We start from the raw sequence: 20,305 nt of genomic DNA, 5'->3' as shown, positions 1-20,305 counted from the left end.
AGACGACACCATGGCTATCTTCCTGACTGCAGACAGCAAGGTCATCGTCCAGGGCATGACCGGCTCCGAGGGCATGAAGCACACCCGCCGCATGCTGGCCTCGGGCACGAACGTCGTCGGTGGCGTGAACCCGAAGAAGGACGGCGAGACCGTCGACATCGACGGCACCGAGGTGCCCGTCTTCGGCTCGGTCGAGAAGGCGATGAAGGAGACCGGCGCCGACGTGTCGGTCCTCTTCGTGCCGCCGGCGTTCACCAAGTCCGCCGTGAAGGAGGCCGTCGACGCCGGCATGCCGCTCGCGGTGGTCATCACCGAGGGCGTGCCCGTGCACGACACGGCCGAGTTCTTCGCGTACGCCCAGTCCAAGGGCACCACGCGCATCATCGGCCCGAACTGCCCCGGCCTGATCAGCCCCGGCGCCTCGAACGCCGGCATCATCCCCGCCGACATCGCCTCCGGCGGCAAGGTGGGCCTGGTCTCCAAGTCCGGCACGCTGACCTACCAGCTGATGTACGAGCTGCGCGAGTTCGGCTTCACCACCGCCGTCGGCATCGGCGGTGACCCGATCATCGGCACCACGCACATCGACTGCCTCGAGGCGTTCGAGAACGACCCCGAGACCGAGGCGATCGTGATGATCGGCGAGATCGGCGGCGACGCCGAGGAGAAGGCGGCGGAGTACATCAAGGCTCACGTCACCAAGCCGGTGGTCGGCTACATCGCCGGCTTCACCGCACCCGAGGGCAAGACGATGGGCCACGCGGGCGCCATCGTCTCCGGCTCCTCGGGCACCGCGGCGGCGAAGGCCGAGGCCCTCGAGGCCGCAGGGGTGAAGGTCGGTCAGACGCCGACCGAGACCGCCGAGAAGCTCAAGGAGATCCTGGGCGGCTGACCACGGTTGCTCTACCCGACAGAGCCCCCGACGGACGCCGTCGGGGGCTCTGTCTCGTCAGCGGGGCGCTTCAGGAGGACGGCTGGTCGCCGGCGGCGGCGAGGCGTGCCTGCGCCCGCACCACCACGATGTCGAACTGCTCCCGGGTCATGTCGTTGTCGGGACCGGGCACCAGGGTCACCCGCGCGACGCCGGTGTCGTTGCGCACGACCGCGGTGCGGAGGAAGATCCGCTCGTCCTGCTCGTTGTCGTAGGCGAGGGCGTACACCGCCGACTCCATGACACCGGGGGCCCGGCCGGCCGGTCCCGTCGTGAGGTCCTCGCCGAGATTCGCGACGACGGCGGACCCCACGCGCTGCGAGCAGGTGCCGAAGCCCTCGACGGTGTCCGCGACGTACTGGTCGGCCAGGTCGGGGGTGGCGAAGGTCGCGACGGTCTCGGCGAGCCCGAAGTAGCTCGGCAGGTCGGGGTCCCCGGGCACCGTGAAGGTGCGGGAGTAGATGTCGCCCGCGCCCGCGGTGGCGAGGTCGGCGGTGTCGCACGGCGTCGTGGCGTCGGTGTCGTCGCTGGGTCGCAGCTCACCGTCGGCCGAGACGGGCGGACTGGTCGACCAGGGTTCCGCGAGGTCGCCGGCGGGCGGCAGGTCGACGGTGGCGAGCAGGCCTCGGCTGCCGGGCGGGTCGGGCGGGGAGATGCGCTCGACGGACACGGAGGTCGGGGCGTCGGTCGTCTCGCAGTCCGCGGCCTCCGCGGCGCAGGCCGTCGCGACCGCGTCGGCGAGCACCGAGGCGGCCTCCTGCGGGGTGCCCGGCTGCTGCTCGTCCACGGCGACCGCCTCGACAGCGCTCGCGACGGGATCGAGGGAGACCAGCGAGACCGTCGCGGCGCCGGCCCGGGCGAGGCCGACGACGTAGGAGGCGGTGGGGTCGGCCCAGTCGCGCAGGGTCAGCACGATCGCCTCCTCGCCGAGCTCCGGCACCGCGTAGGCGCCCTGGAGCAGCGCGGTCACGTTGGTGCACCCGGTCCACCAGCCGACCGCGCGCTCGTACGTCGACGCGGCGAGCTCGACCGAGCGGGACACCACCACCGTCTCCTCCGCGGCGGCCGACCCGGAGGTGAAGCGACGCGACTGGACGCCGAGCGAGGCGGGATCCGCGCTCGCGGCGAGCTGGCACAGCGAGCCGGGTCCGGCGTCGACCGGCGCGGAGGTCGTCGCCGACTCGACCCAGCCGCCCGGACCGAGGTCCTCGAGGGCGGACGGGCCCAGCAGGACGCGGGGGGTGACCGTGTCCTCGGCCGCGGCGGGCCCGTCAGGAGTCGCCGGGCCCTCGGCGTCCGTCGCCGAGACGACCGCCCACCCCGTGGCAGCGACGGCGACTGCTCCCGCCGCCGCTGCGACGGGAAGGAGCGCGCGGCGACGGCGGCGCGCCGGGTCCGGGCCGCTCGCGCGCAGGCGGGGCGGCGTCGGCAGCGACACCACGTGAGCCAGGTCCTCGAGCACCACGACCACGTCCTGGCTGGTCCACGGCTGGTGCGCGGGCGCGGACGTCGCCGAGGAGTCGCCGGTGGCGGAACCGAGAGGGTCGGCCAGTGTCGAGCGCGCCGCCGCCAGCTCGCGGCGGACGGTCGCCGAGGGCAGGTCGAGCTCGGCCGCTGCCTCGTCCGGGCCGAGCCCGGCCACCTCCACGAGGGCCCACACGGCGCGCTGGTCGACCGACAGCGTCGCGAGGGTGGCGAGCAGGGCCGCCTGCTCGTGGTCCGGGGTCGGGCTCGAGGGCGAGTCCGCCGAGGTCGGGGGCACGGTCGTGCCGCCCGTACGACGCGGCGCGGCGTACACCTGCGAGCGCACCCAGCGCTCCGGCGCCCCGTCACGCCCGTCCGCCCCGTCACGGCCGAGCTTGCGCCAGCGGCGCCACGCCTGCTCGTACGCCCCGATGGTCACCGCCGTGGCCTCGGGAACCGTCGCGGTCAGCACCAGGCACTGCAGGAGCACACGACGGCGCGTACGGCCGTAGAAGGCATCGAACTCCGAGATCTCAGACATGTCAGGTCGACGGTAGGGCACCGAGGCACACCCGGGGGGTGGCTTGGGCGCGACGGGCCGTGACGAGGGGCACGGTTCGGACTCCCGTGCGGGCGTGGCGCCCCGCCGGCAGCGCCTGCAGCGCCGACCATGGACGGATGAGCGACACGGCCCTGGACGAACGATCCGACGCCGACGCCGGCGCCTCGACCGGCACCGGACCCGGAGACGGGTCCGGCGCAGTGCCGGGGGAGGAGACCGGCGCCTGGCACACCGCCCGCGCCTCGGTCGCAGCGGTGGCCGACGGCGTGCTGGCGGCCCTGTGGGTGCTCGCGGCGCTGGCGGTGGTCTGTCTGATGGGCTGGTTCAGCGCTGACGCCGGGCTGCGGTGGGAGCCTCGCGCCGCCCTGCGTGTCGCCGCCGACGCGTGGGCGCTCGGCCAGGGGGCGAGCCTGGTGCAGCCCTGGGGGGCCGTGAGCGTCGTCCCGCTCGGCGTGACGCTGCTCAGCGTGCTGGCCACCCGCCGGGCGGGGCGCCGGGTGGCGGCGCGGGCCCAGGACGAGGTCGGTGACCTCGACGTCGCCATCGCCGGGGCACTGGTGCTCGGCGGCTACCTCGTCGCGACGCTGGTGGTCGTCGTCCTCGCCGGCGCCGAGGAGACCGGCCCCTCGCTGCTGCGCGCCCTGCTCGGGGCCGGCGCTGTCGTCGTGCTCGGCGCCTTCCCGGCCCTCGCGGCCGGCACCGGACGCCAGGACGCCCTGCTCGCGCGGGCCCGTACGCTCCTGCCGGCCTGGGTGCCCGGGGCCCTGCGGCGTGGCGTCGCGATGGCAGGCCTCCTGCTTGCGCTCGCAGCCCTGCTCCTCGGTGCGCTGCTCCTGCGCCACGCCGGTGCCGGTGCGGAGGCCGTCTCGGCACTGCAGCCGAGTCCGCTCGACACCGTCGTGCTCGGCATCGCCTCCCTGCTCGTCCTGCCGGTCCTGGTGGTGTGGGCGGCGGCCTGGCTCGTCGGTCCGGGCGTCGTGGTCGGATCCGGCACGCTCGTCTCCCCGACGGTCGTCACGCTCGGTCCGCTGCCCGCGGTGCCCTTCACCGCCGCCCTGCCCACCACCGGACCCCCGTCGTGGCTCGTCGCCGTGCAGGTGACCCCGGTGCTGGTCGGGCTGGGAGTCGTGCTGCTGGCCCGTAGGGAGCGTCCCCACGGCACGGCCGCGGCGATCGCCCAGGCCGCGGCGGCGGCGGTCGTCGCCGGCGTGGTGCTGGCGGTGCTCGGCCTGACGGCCTCGGGGTCGGTCGGCCCGGGGCGGCTCGGCGAGGTCGGCGTACCGGTGCTCGAGCTGTTCCTCGTGTCCGTCTCGGCGCTGGGGGTCGGGGCCGTGTCGGGCGCCGGCCTCCTCATCCTGCGCGACCGTCGCGGCGGAGCCTCTCCCGCCGGTGGCTCCACCGATGAGGAGGAGACCGTCGAGATCGTCGTCGAGAGGCACGGCGCACGCGCCTTCACCCCGTCGGGGTGGCGCCGGGTCGTGGCTCCGACCGCTGGGGACGCCGGCCGCGACGGTCGGTAGCCTCGGGGGGTGCCTGACGCCCCCGCTCGCCTCGTCGTCCTGGTCTCGGGCGCCGGCACCAACCTCCAGGCGCTGCTCGATGCGAGCGCCGACCCGGCGTACGGCGCCGAGGTCGTCGCGGTCGGCTCGGACCGTGAAGGGGTGCAGGGCCTGGCCCGTGCCGAAGCGGCCGGTGTCGCGACCTTCACCGTACGGCTGGGCGACTTCGCGCACCGCGACGAGTGGGACGAGGCGCTGGCGCGCGAGGTGCTCGCGCACGAGCCCGACCTGGTCGTGCTGGCGGGCTTCATGAAGCTCACCGGGCCTGCGTTCCTGGCCCGCTTCGGCGGACGCACCGTGAACACCCACCCGGCGCTCTCGCCCTCCTTCCCCGGCATGCAGGGTCCGCGCGACGCGCTGGCGTACGGCGTGAGGGTCACCGGCGCCACGCTCTTCGTGGTCGACGCCGGCGTCGACACCGGCCCCATCGTCGAGCAGGTGGCCGTACGCGTCGAGGACGACGACGACGTCGACGCCCTGCACGAGCGCATCAAGGTCGCCGAGCGGGCCATGCTGGTCGAGCAGGTCGGCCGACTCGCCCGCGAGGGATTCACCATCACCGACAGGAAGGTCCGGTTCGGACAGTGAGCAGCAGCCTTTCCCACCCGATCGATCCCACCGGGGACGTCCGCGTGCCCCTGCGCCGCGCGCTGGTCTCGGTGTACGACAAGACCGGCCTCGAGCAGCTGGTGACCGCGTTGCACGAGGCGGGCGTCGAGCTGGTCTCCACCGGTGGCTCCGCACGACTGATCGAGGACGCCGGGCTCCCGGTGACGAGGGTGGAGGAGCTCACCGGCTTCCCGGAGTGCCTGGACGGCCGGGTGAAGACGCTGCACCCTCGGGTGCACGCGGGGTTGCTCGCCGACCGGCGGCTCGAGGCCCACCGGGCCCAGCTCTCGGAGCTGCAGGTCGCGCCGTTCGACCTCGTGGTGTCCAACCTCTACCCCTTCGCCGAGACCGTGGCCTCGGGCGCCGACGCCGACGCCTGCGTCGAGCAGATCGACATCGGCGGCCCCTCGATGGTGCGCGCGGCCGCGAAGAACCACCCCTCGGTCGCGATCGTGACGAACCCCGAGCAGTACGCCGCGGTGCACGGGGCCCTGGCCGACGGGGGTTTCACCTACGACCAGCGCAAGACGTTGGCCGCGGCGGCGTTCGCGCACACGGCGGCGTACGACGTGCAGGTCGCCTCCTGGATGGCCTCGACGCTCGCCCCCGACGGCGACTCGGCCTTCGGAGGGTTCACCGGCGCGGCGTACACCAAGGCCGCCGACCTGCGCTACGGCGAGAACCCGCACCAGGCCGCCGCGCTCTACGTCGACGGGTCGGGCGGGCTCGCCGGCGCCGAGCAGCTGCACGGCAAGGAGATGTCCTACAACAACTACGTCGACACCGACGCCGCCCGGCGGGCGGCGAACGACTTCACCGAGCCCGCGGTCGCGATCATCAAGCACGCCAACCCGTGCGGCATCGCGGTGTGCGGCGAGCACGAGGACATCGCCGAGGCCCACCGCAAGGCGCACGAGTGCGACCCGGTCTCGGCCTTCGGCGGTGTGATCGCGGTCAACCGTCCGGTCACGGTGGCGATGGCCGAGCAGGTGGCCGAGGTCTTCACCGAGGTCATCGTCGCGCCGGCGTACGAGGGGGGCGCCGTCGAGGTGCTGACCCGGAAGAAGAACATCCGCATCCTCCTGGCCCCCCTCGAGGAGCAGCCGCAGCAGCGGGAGTTCAGGGCGGTCTCCGGTGGCCTGCTGGTGCAGCAGGTCGACCACGTCGACGCCGACCTGGACGGCGCCGGCGACGACCCGGCGTCCTGGACGCTGGCGACGGGCGAGGCGGCCGACGAGGCGACGCTCGCCGACCTGGCGTTCGCCTGGAAGGCCTGCCGTGCCGCCAAGTCCAACGCGATCCTCCTCGCCGCCGACGGCGCCTCGGTCGGCGTCGGGATGGGGCAGGTCAACCGGGTGGACTCCTGCCGGCTCGCGGTGTCGCGGGCGGGTGAGCGCGCCAAGGGTGCCGTCGCGGCCTCCGATGCGTTCTTCCCGTTCGAGGACGGTCCGCAGATCCTCATCGACGCGGGTGTCCGCGCGATCGTGCAGCCGGGGGGCTCGGTGCGGGACGAGCTCACGATCGAGGCGGCGAGGGCCGCCGGCGTGACGATGTACTTCACCGGCACCCGCCACTTCTTCCACTGACGCCGAGAGGGCAGAAGATCACGTCCTCTCGGCAGAACAGGAGCGACACGATGACCGCACAGATCCTCGACGGCACCGCCACCGCGAAGGCGATCAAGGGCGAGCTCACCGAGCGCGTCGCCGCGCTGGCGTCCCGCGGCATCACCCCGGGACTCGGCACGGTGCTGGTCGGCGACGACCCGGGCAGCCGCTGGTACGTGAACGGCAAGCACAAGGACTGCGCGGAGGTCGGCATTGCCTCGATCCGCGTCGACCTGCCGGAGACCGCGACACAGGCCGAGGTCGAGGACGCCGTACGCCGCCTCAACGAGGACCCGGCCTGCACCGGCTACATCGTGCAGCTGCCGCTGCCGAAGGGCATGGACGAGAACGCGGTGCTCGGCCTGATGGACCCGGCGAAGGACGCGGACGGCCTGCACCCCACCAACCTCGGCTGGCTGGTCCTCGGCCGGGAGGCCCCCCAGCCCTGCACCCCCTCGGGCATCATCGAGCTGCTGCGTCGCCACGGCGTCGAGATCGCCGGGCAGCACGTGGTCGTGGTGGGCCGTGGTGTGACGGTGGGGCGCCCGATGGGCCTGCTGCTGACCCGCCGCAGCGAGAACGCGACCGTCACCCTGTGCCACACCGGCACCCGCGACCTCGCCGCCGAGGTCGCCCGGGCCGACATCGTCGTCGCCGCGGCGGGCGTGCCGGGCATCATCACCGCCGACATGGTCAAGCCGGGCGCCGCGCTGCTCGACGTCGGTGTCTCCCGGGTCGACGGCAAGATCGCCGGTGACCTGGACCCGGGGGTCGCCGAGGTGGCCGCCTGGGTCTCGCCCAACCCGGGCGGCGTCGGTCCGATGACCCGCGCGATGCTCCTCGCCAACGTGGTGGCGCTCGCCGAGCGCGACGCCGGCTGACCTGCGCCCCGCCCGGTCTCCTTCTGGCCTACGGTGGCGACCATGGGCGTACGGGGTCTGCTGCGGGTGCAACGCCCCGAGCACGCCGGCGGCGTCGTCTACCTGCTGGTGCTGGCCGCGTCGGTGCTGGGCGTCGTGCTGGCGGCTGCCGGACCGTGGCGGGCCGGCGTGTCCGTCGTCGCCGCGACGCTCCTGCTCGCCGCCCTCGCACGCCTCCGGCTGCCGCAGGAGGAGGCCGGGATGCTGGGTGTCCGCGGCAAGCTCGTCGACGTGGTGATGCTGCTGGTCGTCAGCGGCTCGCTGCTGCTGCTCGTGGTCGGGATCCCCGAGCAGCTGGGTCCCTAGTCCGTCTGCGACGGCGCGTGAGAACGACTCCGGACGGGGCACGGTGACGGGGTAGTCACTCATCCGCTCGACCCGCAGAACCAGGAGCACCCCGTGTCGCAGTCCACCGAAGGATCCACCGCCGCCTCGCCCGAGGAGCCGGCCAACGTCGCTGTCGTCGGCCTCGCGGTGATGGGGTCCAACCTCGCCCGCAACCTGGCCTCGCGCGAGGGCAACAAGGTCGCGGTCTACAACCGCACGACGTCCAAGACCGACCAGCTCGTCGACGAGCACCCCGAGGCCGGGTTCGTGAAGGCCACGACGTACGCCGAGCTCGCCGAGAAGATGTCGACCCCGCGCACCGTCATCAGCATGGTCAAGGCCGGGCCGGGCACCGACGCGGTCATCGACGACCTGCTCGAGGTGCTCGAGCCGGGCGACATCATCGTCGACGGCGGCAACGCCGACTTCCACGACACCATCGCCCGCGAGGAGCGGATCCGGGAGACCGGCATCCAGTTCGTCGGCGCCGGCATCTCCGGCGGCGAGGTCGGGGCCCTGGAGGGTCCGTCCATCATGCCGGGCGGCTCGGCGGAGGCGTGGGAGACCCTCGGTCCCATCCTCGAGAAGATCGCGGCCAAGGCGGGGGAGTCCGGGGACGTGCCGTGCGTGACGCACCTCGGCACGGACGGCGCCGGGCACTTCGTGAAGATGATCCACAACGGCATCGAGTACGCCGACATGCAGCTCATCGGGGAGGCGTACGACCTCATCCGGCGCGGCACCGGCAAGACGCCGTCCGAGATCGCCGACGTCTTCGACCGGTGGAACGACGGCGAGCTGGAGTCCTACCTGATCGAGATCACCGCCGAGGTGCTGCGTCAGGAGGACGCGGAGACCCAGCAGCCGCTGGTCGACGTCATCCTCGACCAGGCCGGCGCGAAGGGCACGGGCGCCTGGACCGTGATGAACGCCTGCGACCTCGGCGTACCGGTGTCGATGATCGGCGAGGCGGTCTTCGCACGGTCGTTGTCCAGCAAGCCGGCGGCCCGCGAGGCCGCCGCCGATCTTCCCGGCCCCGAGGGCTGGACGGCCGACGACGCCGACCAGCTGGTCGCCGACGTCGAGCAGGCGCTGTACGCCTCCAAGATCGTCGCCTACTCCCAGGGGTTCGACGAGATCATCGCCGGCGCCGAGCAGTTCGACTGGAGCATCGACAAGGGTGAGGTGGCGAAGATCTGGCGCGGCGGCTGCATCATCCGCGCCCGCTTCCTCGACCGCATCACCGAGGCGTACGACGAGGACCCCGACCTGGTCGCGCTGATGCTCGCGCCCTTCTTCCGCGACGCGCTGGTCGAGGCCCAGGAGTCCTGGCGCCGCGTGGTCACGACCGCGGTGGACGCAGGTGTTCCCGTGCCGGCGTTCTCCGCCGCGCTCGCGTACTACGACTCGCTGCGCGCGGAGCGACTGCCTGCGGCGCTCATCCAGGGCCAGCGCGACTTCTTCGGCGCGCACACCTACAAGCGCACCGACAAGGAGGGCACCTTCCACACCCTGTGGTCCGGCGACCGCACGGAGGAGCAGCAGGATGACTGAGGTCTCCGCCCACGCCGTGCTCCGCGACTCCTTCGTCCGCGTCCACGAGCTGGTGCCGTCGGTGCTGGAGTGGATGAGCCCCGACGACCTGACCTGGCGGCCGGGTGCCGAGGCGAACCCGGTCGGCTGGCTCGTCTGGCACCTCGCGCGCGTCCAGGACGACCACGTGGCCGACCTGGCGGGACGCGAGCAGGTGTGGACGGCTCGAGGCTTCCACGATCGGTCCGGGCTGCCGTACGACCCCGACGACATCGGCTTCGGGCACTCCTCCGAGCAGGTCGGGGCGTGGCGGGTCGACGACCTGTCCGTGCTGACCGACTACCACGAGGCCGTGCACACGATGACCCTGGAGGTGGTCGGGGCGATGAGCGAGGCGGACCTCGCCCGCGTCGTCGACGAGCGGTGGGACCCGCCGGTCACTGCCCAGGCGCGGCTGGTCTCCGTCATCGGCGACACGACCCAGCACGTCGGGCAGGCGGCGTACGTGAAGGGTCTGCTGAGGCGACGCTGACGACCGGTCGGGGGTCAGTTGCCGCCGGTGAGGCCTCCGACGACGCCGCCGACGGTGCCCTTGACGCCGTCGACGGCGCCCTTGGTCGTGTCGAGCAGGCCGGAGACGAGGTTGTTCACGGCGCTCGCTCCACCGCTGAGGTAGGCGTCCACGCACTGCTGCAGGCTGGCGGGACCGGTGTCGGTGTTGCGGCAGTACTCCTGTGCCTTCTGCAGCGGCGTCAGCGTGTCCTCGACGGTCTCCTGGACGTTCTTGGTGGCGTCCTTGACGGTGCCGCCGACGTTCTCGGTCGTCTCCTTGACCGTGTCGCCGACGGAGCCTCCGCCGGTCTCACCGCCGGTGACGACACCGCCGCCGGAGCCGCCCGAGCCGCCGGAGCTGCCACCACCGCCGAACAGGCCACCGGAGCCACCGCCGTTGCGCGTGGGCTTCGGCTTGGGCTCGGGCACGTTCTTGGCCTTCTTCGGCTTGCCCTTGGTCTGCTTGGTGACGACCGAGTCGGACGGTGCGGGGAAGAAGGTGGCGCCGGAGTAGACCTCGTTCGGCGTGGTGGTGAAGTCACCGGCCTGGTAGGCGCGCATCAGCGAGAGCACGAGGTCGACGTAGTCGTTCGAGCGGTTGTAGCGGAACACCGCCGACCGCTGGCCCTGCTCGGTCGACAGGTCCTCGCCGCCGGAGCAGAGGTAGACGGCCGTGGCCAGTGCCGCGTCGTCGATGTCCTGCGGGTTGCGCTCACCGTCGCCGTCGGAGTCCACCCCGACGATCGACCAGGTCGAGGGGATGAACTGCATGGGGCCCATCGCGCGGTCCCAGACCGCGTCGTTGTCGAACTCGCCGCCGTCGGTGTCGGCGATGCGGGCGGTGCCGTTGGTGCCGTCCAGCGGGATGCCGTAGATGCCCGGACGCGCCACACCGTCGGCGGTGAGCACGTTGCCGCCGTAGCGGCCGTGGTCGGACTCGACGCGGCCGATCGCGGCCACGAGCTGCCAGGAGATGTTGCAGGCCGAGTCGGCGGCGTTGATGACCTGGGCGGCTCGCTGGTACGCGGCGACCGCGGCCGAGGGGATGCCGTTGATGGAGGAGTCCGCGGTGATGCTCCGCGCCACGGAGCCGTCATAGCCGCCGGAGCCGAACGAGTCGGGCGAGGAGACGCTCGCGGGCGCCTCGATGGCCTGCGTCGGGACGCTCGTGCCATCGGGCAGCATGCCGGACCCCTCGGTCGACGCCGCCGCCTCGCTCGACGTGGCCTGCAGGGTGTCGGTGTCGCTGTCGGCCGGGACGGCGAGCGTCGCCGTCCACGCCCCGGACGCCGCAGCCAGCGGCACCAGGACGACGGCTTTCTGCCACCGCGACAACGTCTTCTTCGCCATGCGCTCTGCGTCTCCCTCGCTCACGTGTGACGTGCACCATGCCCCCCTCAGGCATCCTCACGCCGGTTTCCGGTCACAACGTCCGGGATCCCAGGACGTCATGGCGGTACGGACCGGTGCGGGCTGTGAGGCCCGTCACCGGTTCGTCACAAGTGTGACACGGTGCACCGCACATGTCGCCCGCTGTGAGCAAGGCGACCCCCGGGCCGATCGGGTGCCGTTGCGGCCTCAGGGATGATGGGTGGGATGCCTCCACTCGACGTCTCCGGATCGCACGCTCTCTTCGACCGCGCCCACCAGGTCACGCCCGGGGGTGTGAACTCGCCGGTGCGCGCGTTCAACGCGGTCGGCGGCACGCCGCGCTTCATCAGCTCCGCCCGCGGGCCCTACCTCGTGGACGTCGACGGCAACGAGTACGTCGACCTGATCTGCAGCTGGGGTCCGATGCTGCTCGGCCACGCCCACCCCGAGGTCGTCGCCGCCGTCGAGGCGCAGGTGCGCCGCGGCTCGTCCTTCGGCACCCCGACGGTGCCCGAGGTCGAGCTCGCCGAGGAGATCGTCGGACGCACCTCGGTCGAGAAGGTCCGGTTCGTCTCCTCCGGCACCGAGGCCACGATGTCGGCGATCCGCCTCGCACGCGGGGTCACCGGCCGCGAGACGATCGTCAAGTTCGCCGGCTGCTACCACGGGCACGTCGACTCCCTCCTCGCCGCGGCCGGCTCGGGCCTGGCGACCTTCGCCGTTCCCGGGACCCCTGGGGTCCCGGCGGCGTCGACCGCCTCGACGCTCGTGCTGCCCTACAACGACCGCGCGGCGGTGGAGGCGGCCTTCGCCGAGCACGGCGACTCGATCGCGTGCCTGGTCACCGAGGCGATGCCCGGCAACATGGGGGCGGTGCCGCCGGAGCCGGGCTTCAACCGGTTCCTGGCCGAGACCTGCGCAGCGCACGGGGCCCTGTTCGTCTCCGACGAGGTGATGACCGGTTTCCGCCTCTCCGCGAGCGGCGCGTGGGGTCTCGACGGGGCCGTCGAGGGCTGGGCGCCCGACCTCGTCACCTTCGGCAAGGTGATGGGCGGCGGCTACCCGGCGGCTGCCTTCGGCGGCCGCGCCGACCTGATGAGCCATCTCTCGCCGGAGGGCCCCGTTTACCAGGCCGGCACGCTCTCGGGGAACCCGGTCGCGACCACCGCCGGCCTCACCACGCTGCGGTTGGCCGACCAGGGCGTGTACGACCACGTCGACGCCGCGGCGCTGCGCCTGCAGGAGGAGCTGCGCTCCGCGCTCACGGCGGCCGGGGTGCCCCACGTGGTGCAGGCGGGCGGCTCGATGTTCAGTGTGTTCTTCACGCCCGAGGGCACCGAGCGGGTCCGCGACTTCGCCGGCGCCTCCAGCCAGGAGGTGCACCGCTACACGGCCTTCTTCCACGCCATGCTCGAGGCGGGGGTCTACCTGCCCCCGAGCGCGTACGAGGCGTGGTTCCTCTCCGCCGCTCACGACGACGCGGCGCTCGACCGCGTCGTCGCGGCCATGCCCGCCGCCGCGGCCGCCGCGGCCGCCGCCACACCCGAGGAGGCGCGATGACGTCCCAGCCCCTGGCCGCCGACGACGACGCCTCGGGCGACACCGTCGTCCACGTGCTGCGGCACGGCGAGGTGCACAACCCCGACGGCATCCTGTACGGCCGCAAGCCCGGCTTCCACCTCTCCGAGCGCGGGCAGGCGATGGCGCAGCGCATCGCCGACACCATCGGCCACCGCGACATCACGCACGTGATCGCCTCGCCGCTGGAGCGCGCGCAGGAGACCGCCGCCCCGACGGCTGCGGCCCGGGGGCTCGAGGTGCTCACCGACGACCGCGTCATCGAGTCCGAGAACGACTTCGAGGGCACGCCGTTCTCCCTCTCCTCGCTGACGCAGCCCCAGATCTGGCCGAAGCTGTGGAACCCCTTCCGACCCTCGTGGGGCGAGCCGTACGCCGACATCGCGCGTCGGATGTCCTCGGCGATCAAGGACGCCCGCGACGCCGCCGACGGGCACGAGGCCCTCGTGGTCTCCCACCAGCTGCCGATCTGGATCGCACGCCTGGCGGCGGAGGGCCGTTGGTTCGTCCACGACCCGCGCTCACGCCGGTGCAGCGTGTGCAGCCTGACCTCGTTCCACTTCCGCGGCGGTCGCCTGCTGCGGGTCGTGTACTCCGAGCCGGCCGCCGACATGATCCCGATCTCCGAGCGCGGCAAGAACTTCAGCTCCGGCGGACGCGGCGCCGCCCAGGAGCAGGCGTCGTGACCGGCCGCGGGCGTCTCGGCGCCGCCCTCGGTGCGGTCGTGCTCGTCGCGGGAGCCTCGGCCTGCACCGGTGACGACGACGTCGCCGGCGGCACCCAGCAGGGCTTCGTCTCCGCCGAGGGCAACGTCGCGACCTTCGCGGGGGACGACCGCGTCGAGGTCGCCGTGGACCAGGTGAGCGGCGAGAGCCTCGAGGGTGCTCCGCTCGGCCTCGCCGACGCCGTCGCGACCGGCGACCAGGTCACCGTGGTCAACGTGTGGGGCTCGTGGTGCTCGCCGTGCCGGGCGGAGGCCCCCGAGCTGGTGGCGGCGTACGACGAGCTCGGCGCGGGTGCCCCCGGCAGCGACGCCGACGTGGCCTTCCTCGGTATCAACACCCGGGATCCGAGCCCGGCCCCTGCCCTGGGGTTCGAGCGCAACTTCGAGATCCCGTACCCGAGCCTGTTCGACCAGGGCGGCGAGACCCTGCTCGCCTTCGGCAGGCCGCTGGTCATCCCCTCGACGCTGGTGGTCGACGCCGACGGGCGCATCGCGGCGTCGGTGATCGGCGAGCTGCCCTCGACCCAGACGCTCGTCGACCTCGTCGAGGACGTACGCGACGGCGGGTCGACCGGCAGCGCAGTCGGCAGCGGCTGAGGCGATCGGGGATGGGCGAGTTCTTCAGTCAGACGGCGGCCTCGGGGTCGCTCCTGCTCGCGATCCCGATCGCGGTATTGGCGGGGCTCGTGTCGTTCCTGTCGCCGTGCGTGCTGCCGCTGCTGCCGGGCTACCTCTCCTACGCCACGGGGCTCTCCGGCGCCGACCTCGCGGACGCGCGGCGGGGTCGCATGGTGCTGGGGTCGACGCTGTTCGTCAGCGGCTTCGCCGCGGTGTTCGTGGCGTACGGAGCCCTGTTCGGGTCGGTCGGCTCCTGGCTGGCCCAGGGCGACAACCGGCGGGTCCTCACGGTCGTCATGGGGTCGCTGACGATCCTGCTCGGCGTCGCCTTCATGGGGTTCGTGCCGTTCCTGCAGCGCGACGTGCGCGTGCACGCCGTGCCGAAGGTGGGGCTCGTCGCCGCCCCCTTCCTCGGCGTCCTGTTCGGCATCGGCTGGACGCCCTGCGTCGGCCCGACCCTGGGGGCGATCCTCACCCTCGGCATCACCGAGGGCGGAGCCGGGCGCAGTGCGCTCCTGAGCGCGACGTACGCCCTCGGCCTCGGCCTGCCCTTCATCGTGGCGGGCCTGGCCTACCGCCGTTTCCTGGGCGCCGTCGGTGTGATCCGGCGCCACCAGCAGTGGGTGACGCGGCTCGGCGGTCTCATGCTCGTCGCGGTCGGGGTGCTGCTGGTGACCGGACTCTGGGACCTGCTGATCGGGCAGCTGCAGGTCTCGGTCCAGGGATTCACCCCCGGCATCTAGGCGGGAACCACCGCGCACGAGCAATCGTCGAGCAGGACAGGAGGACAGATGAGCACCACGGAGCTGCAGCGCAGCGACAGCGACCGGGCCGCGGGCGGCCCCGGCGGACCGGGTGACGGCAGGGGGCCGCGGGACGGGCTGCAGCCGGGTGACCTCGGCCCCCGAGAGCTCGCGCGGTGGACGTGGCGCCAGCTGACCTCGATGCGTACGGCGCTGCTCCTGCTCCTCCTGCTCGCGCTGGCCGCCGTGCCGGGATCGATCATCCCGCAGACCGGCGTCGACGCGTTCGCGGTCGGGCGATGGAAGGACGACCACCCCCAGCTGACGCCGATCTACGAGGCGCTCGGCCTCTTCGACGTGTACTCCTCGCCGTGGTTCACGGCCGTGTACGTGCTGCTGATGGTCTCGCTCGTCGGCTGCATCGTGCCGCGCATGGTGGTGTACGCCAAGGCGCTGCGCGCCCGCCCGCCCCGCGCCCCGAAGCGCCTGGGCCGCCTGCCGCACTCGGCCACGCTGACGCTGCCGGCCGACGCCGACGGCACGGCCCTGGAGGAGGCGCGGCGCGTGCTGCGCGGACGCTCCTACCGTGTCGTCGCGGACGAGGGTGACGCCGCCGGTGCGTCCTCGCTGGCTGCCGAGCGCGGCAAGCTGCGCGAGGCCGGCAACCTCGTCTTCCACGTCTCCGTCGTGGTCGTGCTCGTGGCCGTCGCCTTCGGTGGTCTGTTCGGCTACAAGGCGGGCGCGATCATCCCGGTCGGGCAGACGTTCTCCGACCAGGTCAGCCAGTTCGACGACTTCGTGCCCGGGGCGCTCTTCGACCCCGCCGACCTGCCGCCGTACTCCTTCACCGTCGACAACTTCGACGTGGACTGGATCTTCCAGGGGGCGGCGGCCGGCCAGCCCGAGGACTTCCGGGCGGCCCTGACCACGACCGCCGAGCCGGGTGCCGAGCCGCAGCAGCAGATGCTGAAGGTGAACGAGCCGATCTCCTTCGGCTCCTCGCAGGTCTACCTCGTGGGCCACGGCTACGCGCCCGTCTTCACCGTGCGCGACGGCAACGGCGACGTCGCGTTCTCCGGGGCGGTGCCGTTCCTGCCCAGCGACCAGACCTTCGCCTCGATCGGCGTCGTCAAGGTGCCCGACGCGCGGCCGACCCAGCTGGGGTTCGAGGGCGGCTTCTACCCGACGTACGACTTCACGATGGAGCGCGGCCCCTTCAGCCGCTTCCCGGCGGCGCTCGACCCGGTGGTGAGCCTGCAGGTGTACGAGGGTGACCTCGGGCTCGACGGAGGCGACACCCAGTCGGTGTACGTGCTCGACAAGGACAACCTGAACGAGATCGACAACCCCGACTCCGACGCCCCCTTCCGTGTCGACATGGTCGTGGGACAGACCAAGCAGATCCCCGGGGGGCTCGGCTCGATCACCTACGACGGTGTCGAGCGCTACGTGAAGCTGCAGATGGCCTCGAGCCCCGGCGCCGCGTACGCCCTGGCAGGCGTCGTGGTCGGCCTCGCCGGCCTGATGCTGAGCCTCTACATCCGACCCCGACGCGCCTGGGTGCGCCTGCGGCCGGCGGGTGACGCCCCGGGCGGCGCCGACGGCCCGTACGAGCTGGACGTCGCCGTGCTGGACCGCACCGAGGGCGGCGACCCGCGCGCCGAGCTCGAGGAGCTGGTGACCGCGCTCACCGCGGCGACCGGTGGGACCCTGGCGCAGCCGGGCGTAGGCTCAGGCCAGGCAGCGACGTCGGCTGGGCAGACACATCGAGCAGACGGTGACGCGTCGCAGGTCCCCACCAGCAGCGAGGAGTCCTCGTGATCGACCACGTCTTCTTCGGCGTCATCAGCAACAACGCCATCAACGCGGCGGGAGTGGTCTACTTCCTGGCCTTCCTGGCGTTCGCCGCCGATCTGGCGATCTCGCGTACGCGACGGGCCGCGCCCGTGGCCGAGCGTGCCCTGGTCGGGGCGGGTGCGTCGTCGCTGGAGGCACCGGGCGACGTCTCGGCCGACTCGGCGCCGTCGTCGTCCGCCGCCGAGCGAGCCGACCTCGCCGCGCGCATCGGCATGTCGCTGACGGTGCTCGCGACGGTCGTGCACCTGCTCGGCGTGGTCGCCCGGGGTCTGGCGAACGACCCGGTGCGGGTGCCGTGGGGCAACATGTACGAGTTCACGATCAGCTCCGCTGTCGTCGTCTCGCTGGTCTACGTGGCGCTGGTGCGCCGCTACAAGCTGCGCTGGCTCGGTGTGGTGGTGACCGGCTTCCAGCTCGTGGTGCTGATGGCCGCGGTGCTGTGGCTCTACCTGCCCGCCGCCCCGCTGACGCCGGCGCTGCAGTCGCCGTGGCTGGTCATCCACGTGGTCGCGGCGATCATCGCCACCGCGGTCTTCACGATCGGCGGCATGTTCTCGGCGCTGTACCTGGTGCGGGAGCGGGCCGAGAAGCGTGGGTCGCTGAAGCCCGGCGGGTTCCTCGCGCGGGTGCCCGACCTGCCGACGCTGGACCGGCTGTCCTACCGGATGCACGCCATCGGCTTCCCGATCTGGACCTTCGGGGCCCTCATCGCGGGTCCGATCTGGGCGCAGGAGGCCTGGACGCGCTTCTGGGGCTGGGACCCCAAGGAGGTCTGGGCGTTCATCACCTGGGTCGTGTACGCCGCCTACCTCCACGCCCGCGCGACCGCCGGCTGGAAGGGCCAGGCCGCGGCGATCGTGGCACTGGTCGGGCTGGCGACGCTGTGGTTCAACTTCGTCGGCATCAACTTCTTCTTCGGCGCCGGCAGCCTGCACTCCTACGCCGAGTAGCCGGACCTCGGCCCCGGAGGTCCCGGGCCTCAGACGGGCTCGGGACCCGGCTTGCCGGTGCCGGCAGGACCCCCGGGGTCGCGGCCCTCGTCGGAGCGTCGCTGCGCGTCCCGGCGGCGACGCTCGATCTCGCGCAGGAACGCGGGGTCGTCGTCGGGTCCGGTCACGCGGGGAGGACCCCCGGGGCTCGGACGCTGCGGTCGTACCGCGCGACCCGAGCCACCACCACGGCCGCCGCGCTGTGCTCGGCGGCGTTCGAGAAGCCAGAAGAGGGCGTACGTGGCCGCTCCGATCAGCGCCAGCCCCAGCAGGATCTTTCCCACACCTCAACGGTACGACGAGCGCGCAAGCGTACGACCACCGCGGCGTAACCTGGGAGACGTGAAGCCGTTCCTCGTCTACACCGGTCTGCGCCTGATGCTGTTCGTGACCTCGCTGGTCGTCATCGGGGGTGTGGTCGTGCTGGTCGCACGGCTGTCCGGCCGGGAGGTCGGGTCGGGCACCGTGTTCGTGGCCGTGGCGGCGGCCGCCGTCGTCTCGGCGATCGGCTCGTGGAAGCTGCTGCGTACGCAGCGCGAAGCGCTCGCGCAGGTCGTAGAGGGGCGTGCCGCGCGCGCCTCCGACGCGTTGGAGCGCAGCCGCAGCAAGGAAGACATCGACTAGATGAGCGGGCCGACCCCTCGCGTCCGGCTCCGTCTCCTCGCCGTCGGGGCGGCCCTCGTCCTCACCGCCTGCTCGCCGGGCGGCGCGTCCGGCACGGCCGAGCAGAGCCCCGCTCCGACCCCGGGCACCTCGTCGGCTCCCTTCCCCTCACCGACGGACTCCACGCCGACGGACTCCGCACCGAGCCCCACACCCGCGGAGTCGAGCGGGACCGCGTCGGCGGACCGTCCGCGCGTGCCCCGGCAGCGGCTCCCACCCGACCCGCGGTGGCTCTACTTCGAGGACGACCGGACCCGCTACGCCTCGCCGTGGTGGACGGGTCGCCACCGACTGCAGATCGCGTACGGCTGCACACCGGCGCCCTACTACGTGCTCGACCCGCGCTGCGACGGCACGGGCTTCCACCACGGCTACGACTTCGCGATCCCCTGCGGCACACCCCTGCGCGCGGCTCGGCCGGCGCGGGTCGTCTCCTCCGCGGCGCTGGGACCGGCGTACGGGGAGAACTCCCTGCTGCTCCGCATGAGGGACGACGACGGCGTCACGCGCGACGTCGTCATCGGTCACACCCGGCGCAACCTGGTCGCCGAGGGCGACACGCTGCGCGCGGGGCAGCGGTTCGCGTACGCCTCGGACTCCGCGGTGTACACGGGGTGCCACCTGCACTTCGAGGTGCGACCCGCCGGGGGCTCGGTCACCTCGGCCGTCGACCCGCGGCCGTTGCTCGAGCTGCGCCCCCGTCGCGACGAGCTCTGAGCAACCGCGACAGGCCTCAGAGAGCCAGGCCGACGAGCAGCCCGACACCGAGGAACAGCTCGGCGCGCCCGGTGACGCCCAGCACGGGCACGAGCGCCCGCCCGGTCGCCGCCTCGCGGCCGATTCCGGCGACGGTGCGTACGCCCTGCAGCGCCAGCGGCCCGTGGACCAGGCCGAGCAGGGCGAACGGGCCCGTCACCACGGCGAGGGCGAGCGTGCACACGGCCGGGGTGAGCATCAGCAGCGCGTAGAGCGCGCGCGTCCTGGAGTCACCGAGGCGTACGGCGAGCGTCGTCTTGCCGGCCTCGGTGTCGGTGGGCACGTCCCGCAGGTTGTTGACGACGAGGATCGCGCAGGCGACCGCGCCGATCGCCACCGCGGCGAGCAACGACGGCGCCAGCATGCCGTCGCCGAACGACTCCGTCTGCACGTACACGGTGCCGACGACCGCGACCAGGCCGAAGAACAGGAAGACCATCACCTCGCCGAGCCCGGCGTAGCCGTAGGGCCGCGACCCGCCGGTGTAGAACCACGCCGCGGCGATGCACAGCGCCCCGACCGGCACGAGCCACCAGGCGGTCAGCACGGCGAGCACCAGGCCGGCGACGGCGGCGACCCCGAGGGAGGCGTACGCGGCCCGCTTGACCGCTTGCGGCGCCGCGAGGCCCGAGCCGACCAGCCGGAGCGGTCCCACCCGCGCGTCATCGGTGCCTCGGACCCCGTCGGAGTAGTCGTTGGCGTAGTTCACGCCGACCTGCAGTGCCAGGGCGACGACGAGCGCCAGCAGCACGGGTCCGAGGGCGAAGGAGTCGAGGTGCAGGGCGACGCCCGCACCGGCCGCGACCGGCGCCACGGCAGCGGGCAGGGTCTTCGGTCGTGCGCCCTCCAGCCACTGGCCGGGGGTGGGGGAGAGGGTCTCGGTGCTCACCCGTCCAGTCTCGCAACCACCCCTGGGCGCGGCTAGGTTGGGCGGGTGCCCCG

Annotated in this window: 20 protein-coding genes; 16 read left to right on the top strand and 4 right to left on the bottom strand. The window is 73.0% G+C overall.

Translation table 11 applies throughout. From position 1 onward, the window contains the following. Positions 1–10: 10 nt before the first annotated feature. Positions 11–892 (top strand): succinate--CoA ligase subunit alpha, encoded by an 882-nt coding sequence (gene sucD / locus KLP28_04700; protein ID QWC86030.1) that lies wholly within the window; start codon positions 11–13, stop codon positions 890–892. Positions 893–962: 70 nt separating this feature from the next. On the opposite strand, the gene KLP28_04695 is transcribed toward sucD, so the two are convergent. Next, positions 963–2,936, bottom strand: a complete 1,974-nt coding sequence (locus KLP28_04695) for a hypothetical protein (protein QWC86029.1) — start codon at positions 2,934–2,936, stop codon at positions 963–965. A gap of 137 nt (positions 2,937–3,073) precedes the next feature. Between KLP28_04695 and KLP28_04690 the strand changes: the two genes are divergently transcribed. The 7 genes from KLP28_04690 to KLP28_04660 all read left to right on the top strand — a co-directional run bounded on the left by KLP28_04690 (position 3,074) and on the right by KLP28_04660 (position 10,044). Beyond that, positions 3,074–4,477, top strand: coding sequence for a hypothetical protein (locus KLP28_04690; GenBank protein ID QWC86028.1), 1,404 nt, complete (start codon positions 3,074–3,076; stop codon positions 4,475–4,477). 9 nt (positions 4,478–4,486) lie between these two features. Continuing rightward, positions 4,487–5,104 carry a phosphoribosylglycinamide formyltransferase gene (locus KLP28_04685; GenBank protein ID QWC86027.1) on the top strand — a complete coding sequence of 206 codons (618 nt, stop codon included), beginning with the start codon at positions 4,487–4,489 and terminating at the stop codon, positions 5,102–5,104. Beyond that, positions 5,101–6,711 carry a bifunctional phosphoribosylaminoimidazolecarboxamide formyltransferase/IMP cyclohydrolase gene (gene purH, locus KLP28_04680; GenBank protein QWC86026.1) on the top strand — a complete coding sequence of 537 codons (1,611 nt, stop codon included), beginning with the start codon at positions 5,101–5,103 and terminating at the stop codon, positions 6,709–6,711. The genes KLP28_04685 and purH overlap by 4 nt, the downstream gene beginning before the upstream one ends. Before the next feature lie 50 nt (positions 6,712–6,761). Beyond that, positions 6,762–7,613, top strand: a complete 852-nt coding sequence (locus tag KLP28_04675) for a bifunctional methylenetetrahydrofolate dehydrogenase/methenyltetrahydrofolate cyclohydrolase (protein ID QWC86025.1) — start codon at positions 6,762–6,764, stop codon at positions 7,611–7,613. A 42-nt stretch (positions 7,614–7,655) separates the two neighbouring features. After that, entirely contained in the window at positions 7,656–7,958 is a 303-nt protein-coding gene (locus KLP28_04670; protein ID QWC86024.1) for a DUF3017 domain-containing protein, read from the top strand. Positions 7,959–8,051: 93 nt separating this feature from the next. Continuing rightward, the gene (gene gndA / locus KLP28_04665; protein QWC86023.1) at positions 8,052–9,533 is read left to right on the top strand and encodes an NADP-dependent phosphogluconate dehydrogenase; all 1,482 of its coding nucleotides are present in this window, start codon (positions 8,052–8,054) and stop codon (positions 9,531–9,533) included. Further along, a complete protein-coding gene (locus KLP28_04660) occupies positions 9,526–10,044 on the top strand; it encodes a DinB family protein (protein ID QWC86022.1) in 519 nt (172 codons plus the stop codon). Before gndA ends, KLP28_04660 begins: the two co-directional genes overlap by 8 nt. A gap of 14 nt (positions 10,045–10,058) precedes the next feature. On the opposite strand, the gene KLP28_04655 is transcribed toward KLP28_04660, so the two are convergent. Next, positions 10,059–11,414 (bottom strand): lytic transglycosylase domain-containing protein, encoded by a 1,356-nt coding sequence (locus KLP28_04655; protein QWC86801.1) that lies wholly within the window; start codon positions 11,412–11,414, stop codon positions 10,059–10,061. Between the two features lie 234 nt (positions 11,415–11,648). On the opposite strand from KLP28_04655, the gene hemL reads away from it, so the two are divergent. The 6 genes from hemL (at position 11,649) to ccsB (ending at position 17,905) form a co-directional block, all read left to right on the top strand. Beyond that, positions 11,649–12,995, top strand: a complete 1,347-nt coding sequence (gene hemL / locus KLP28_04650; GenBank protein QWC86021.1) for a glutamate-1-semialdehyde 2,1-aminomutase — start codon at positions 11,649–11,651, stop codon at positions 12,993–12,995. Continuing rightward, complete coding sequence (locus KLP28_04645) at positions 12,992–13,699, top strand: histidine phosphatase family protein (GenBank protein ID QWC86020.1); 708 nt, start codon at positions 12,992–12,994, stop codon at positions 13,697–13,699. Before hemL ends, KLP28_04645 begins: the two co-directional genes overlap by 4 nt. Continuing rightward, positions 13,696–14,334 carry a TlpA family protein disulfide reductase gene (locus tag KLP28_04640; GenBank protein QWC86019.1) on the top strand — a complete coding sequence of 213 codons (639 nt, stop codon included), beginning with the start codon at positions 13,696–13,698 and terminating at the stop codon, positions 14,332–14,334. Before KLP28_04645 ends, KLP28_04640 begins: the two co-directional genes overlap by 4 nt. Positions 14,335–14,345: 11 nt before the next feature. Beyond that, the gene (locus KLP28_04635; GenBank protein QWC86018.1) at positions 14,346–15,098 is read left to right on the top strand and encodes a cytochrome c biogenesis protein CcdA; all 753 of its coding nucleotides are present in this window, start codon (positions 14,346–14,348) and stop codon (positions 15,096–15,098) included. A gap of 48 nt (positions 15,099–15,146) precedes the next feature. Next, entirely contained in the window at positions 15,147–16,919 is a 1,773-nt protein-coding gene (locus KLP28_04630; protein QWC86017.1) for a cytochrome c biogenesis protein ResB, read from the top strand. A gap of 248 nt (positions 16,920–17,167) precedes the next feature. Then, positions 17,168–17,905 carry a c-type cytochrome biogenesis protein CcsB gene (gene ccsB, locus KLP28_04625; GenBank protein ID QWC86800.1) on the top strand — a complete coding sequence of 246 codons (738 nt, stop codon included), beginning with the start codon at positions 17,168–17,170 and terminating at the stop codon, positions 17,903–17,905. Positions 17,906–17,934: 29 nt separating this feature from the next. Here the strand turns inward: ccsB and KLP28_04620 are convergent, their stop codons facing one another. After that, positions 17,935–18,228, bottom strand: coding sequence for a hypothetical protein (locus KLP28_04620; GenBank protein ID QWC86016.1), 294 nt, complete (start codon positions 18,226–18,228; stop codon positions 17,935–17,937). A 58-nt stretch (positions 18,229–18,286) separates the two neighbouring features. On the opposite strand from KLP28_04620, the gene KLP28_04615 reads away from it, so the two are divergent. Then, positions 18,287–18,568 carry a DUF4229 domain-containing protein gene (locus tag KLP28_04615; GenBank protein QWC86015.1) on the top strand — a complete coding sequence of 94 codons (282 nt, stop codon included), beginning with the start codon at positions 18,287–18,289 and terminating at the stop codon, positions 18,566–18,568. Then, on the top strand, positions 18,569–19,324 hold the full coding sequence (locus KLP28_04610; GenBank protein ID QWC86014.1) for a peptidoglycan DD-metalloendopeptidase family protein: 756 nt from the start codon (positions 18,569–18,571) through the stop codon (positions 19,322–19,324). It begins immediately after the preceding gene. Positions 19,325–19,340: 16 nt separating this feature from the next. On the opposite strand, the gene KLP28_04605 is transcribed toward KLP28_04610, so the two are convergent. Beyond that, positions 19,341–20,252 carry a 1,4-dihydroxy-2-naphthoate polyprenyltransferase gene (locus KLP28_04605; GenBank protein ID QWC86013.1) on the bottom strand — a complete coding sequence of 304 codons (912 nt, stop codon included), beginning with the start codon at positions 20,250–20,252 and terminating at the stop codon, positions 19,341–19,343. Positions 20,253–20,305: the final 53 nt, after the last annotated feature.

This window comes from Nocardioidaceae bacterium, from assembly GCA_018672315.1.
GTDB lineage: Bacteria > Actinomycetota > Actinomycetes > Propionibacteriales > Nocardioidaceae > TYQ2.
This window is presented reverse-complemented; position numbering and strand designations above follow the sequence as displayed.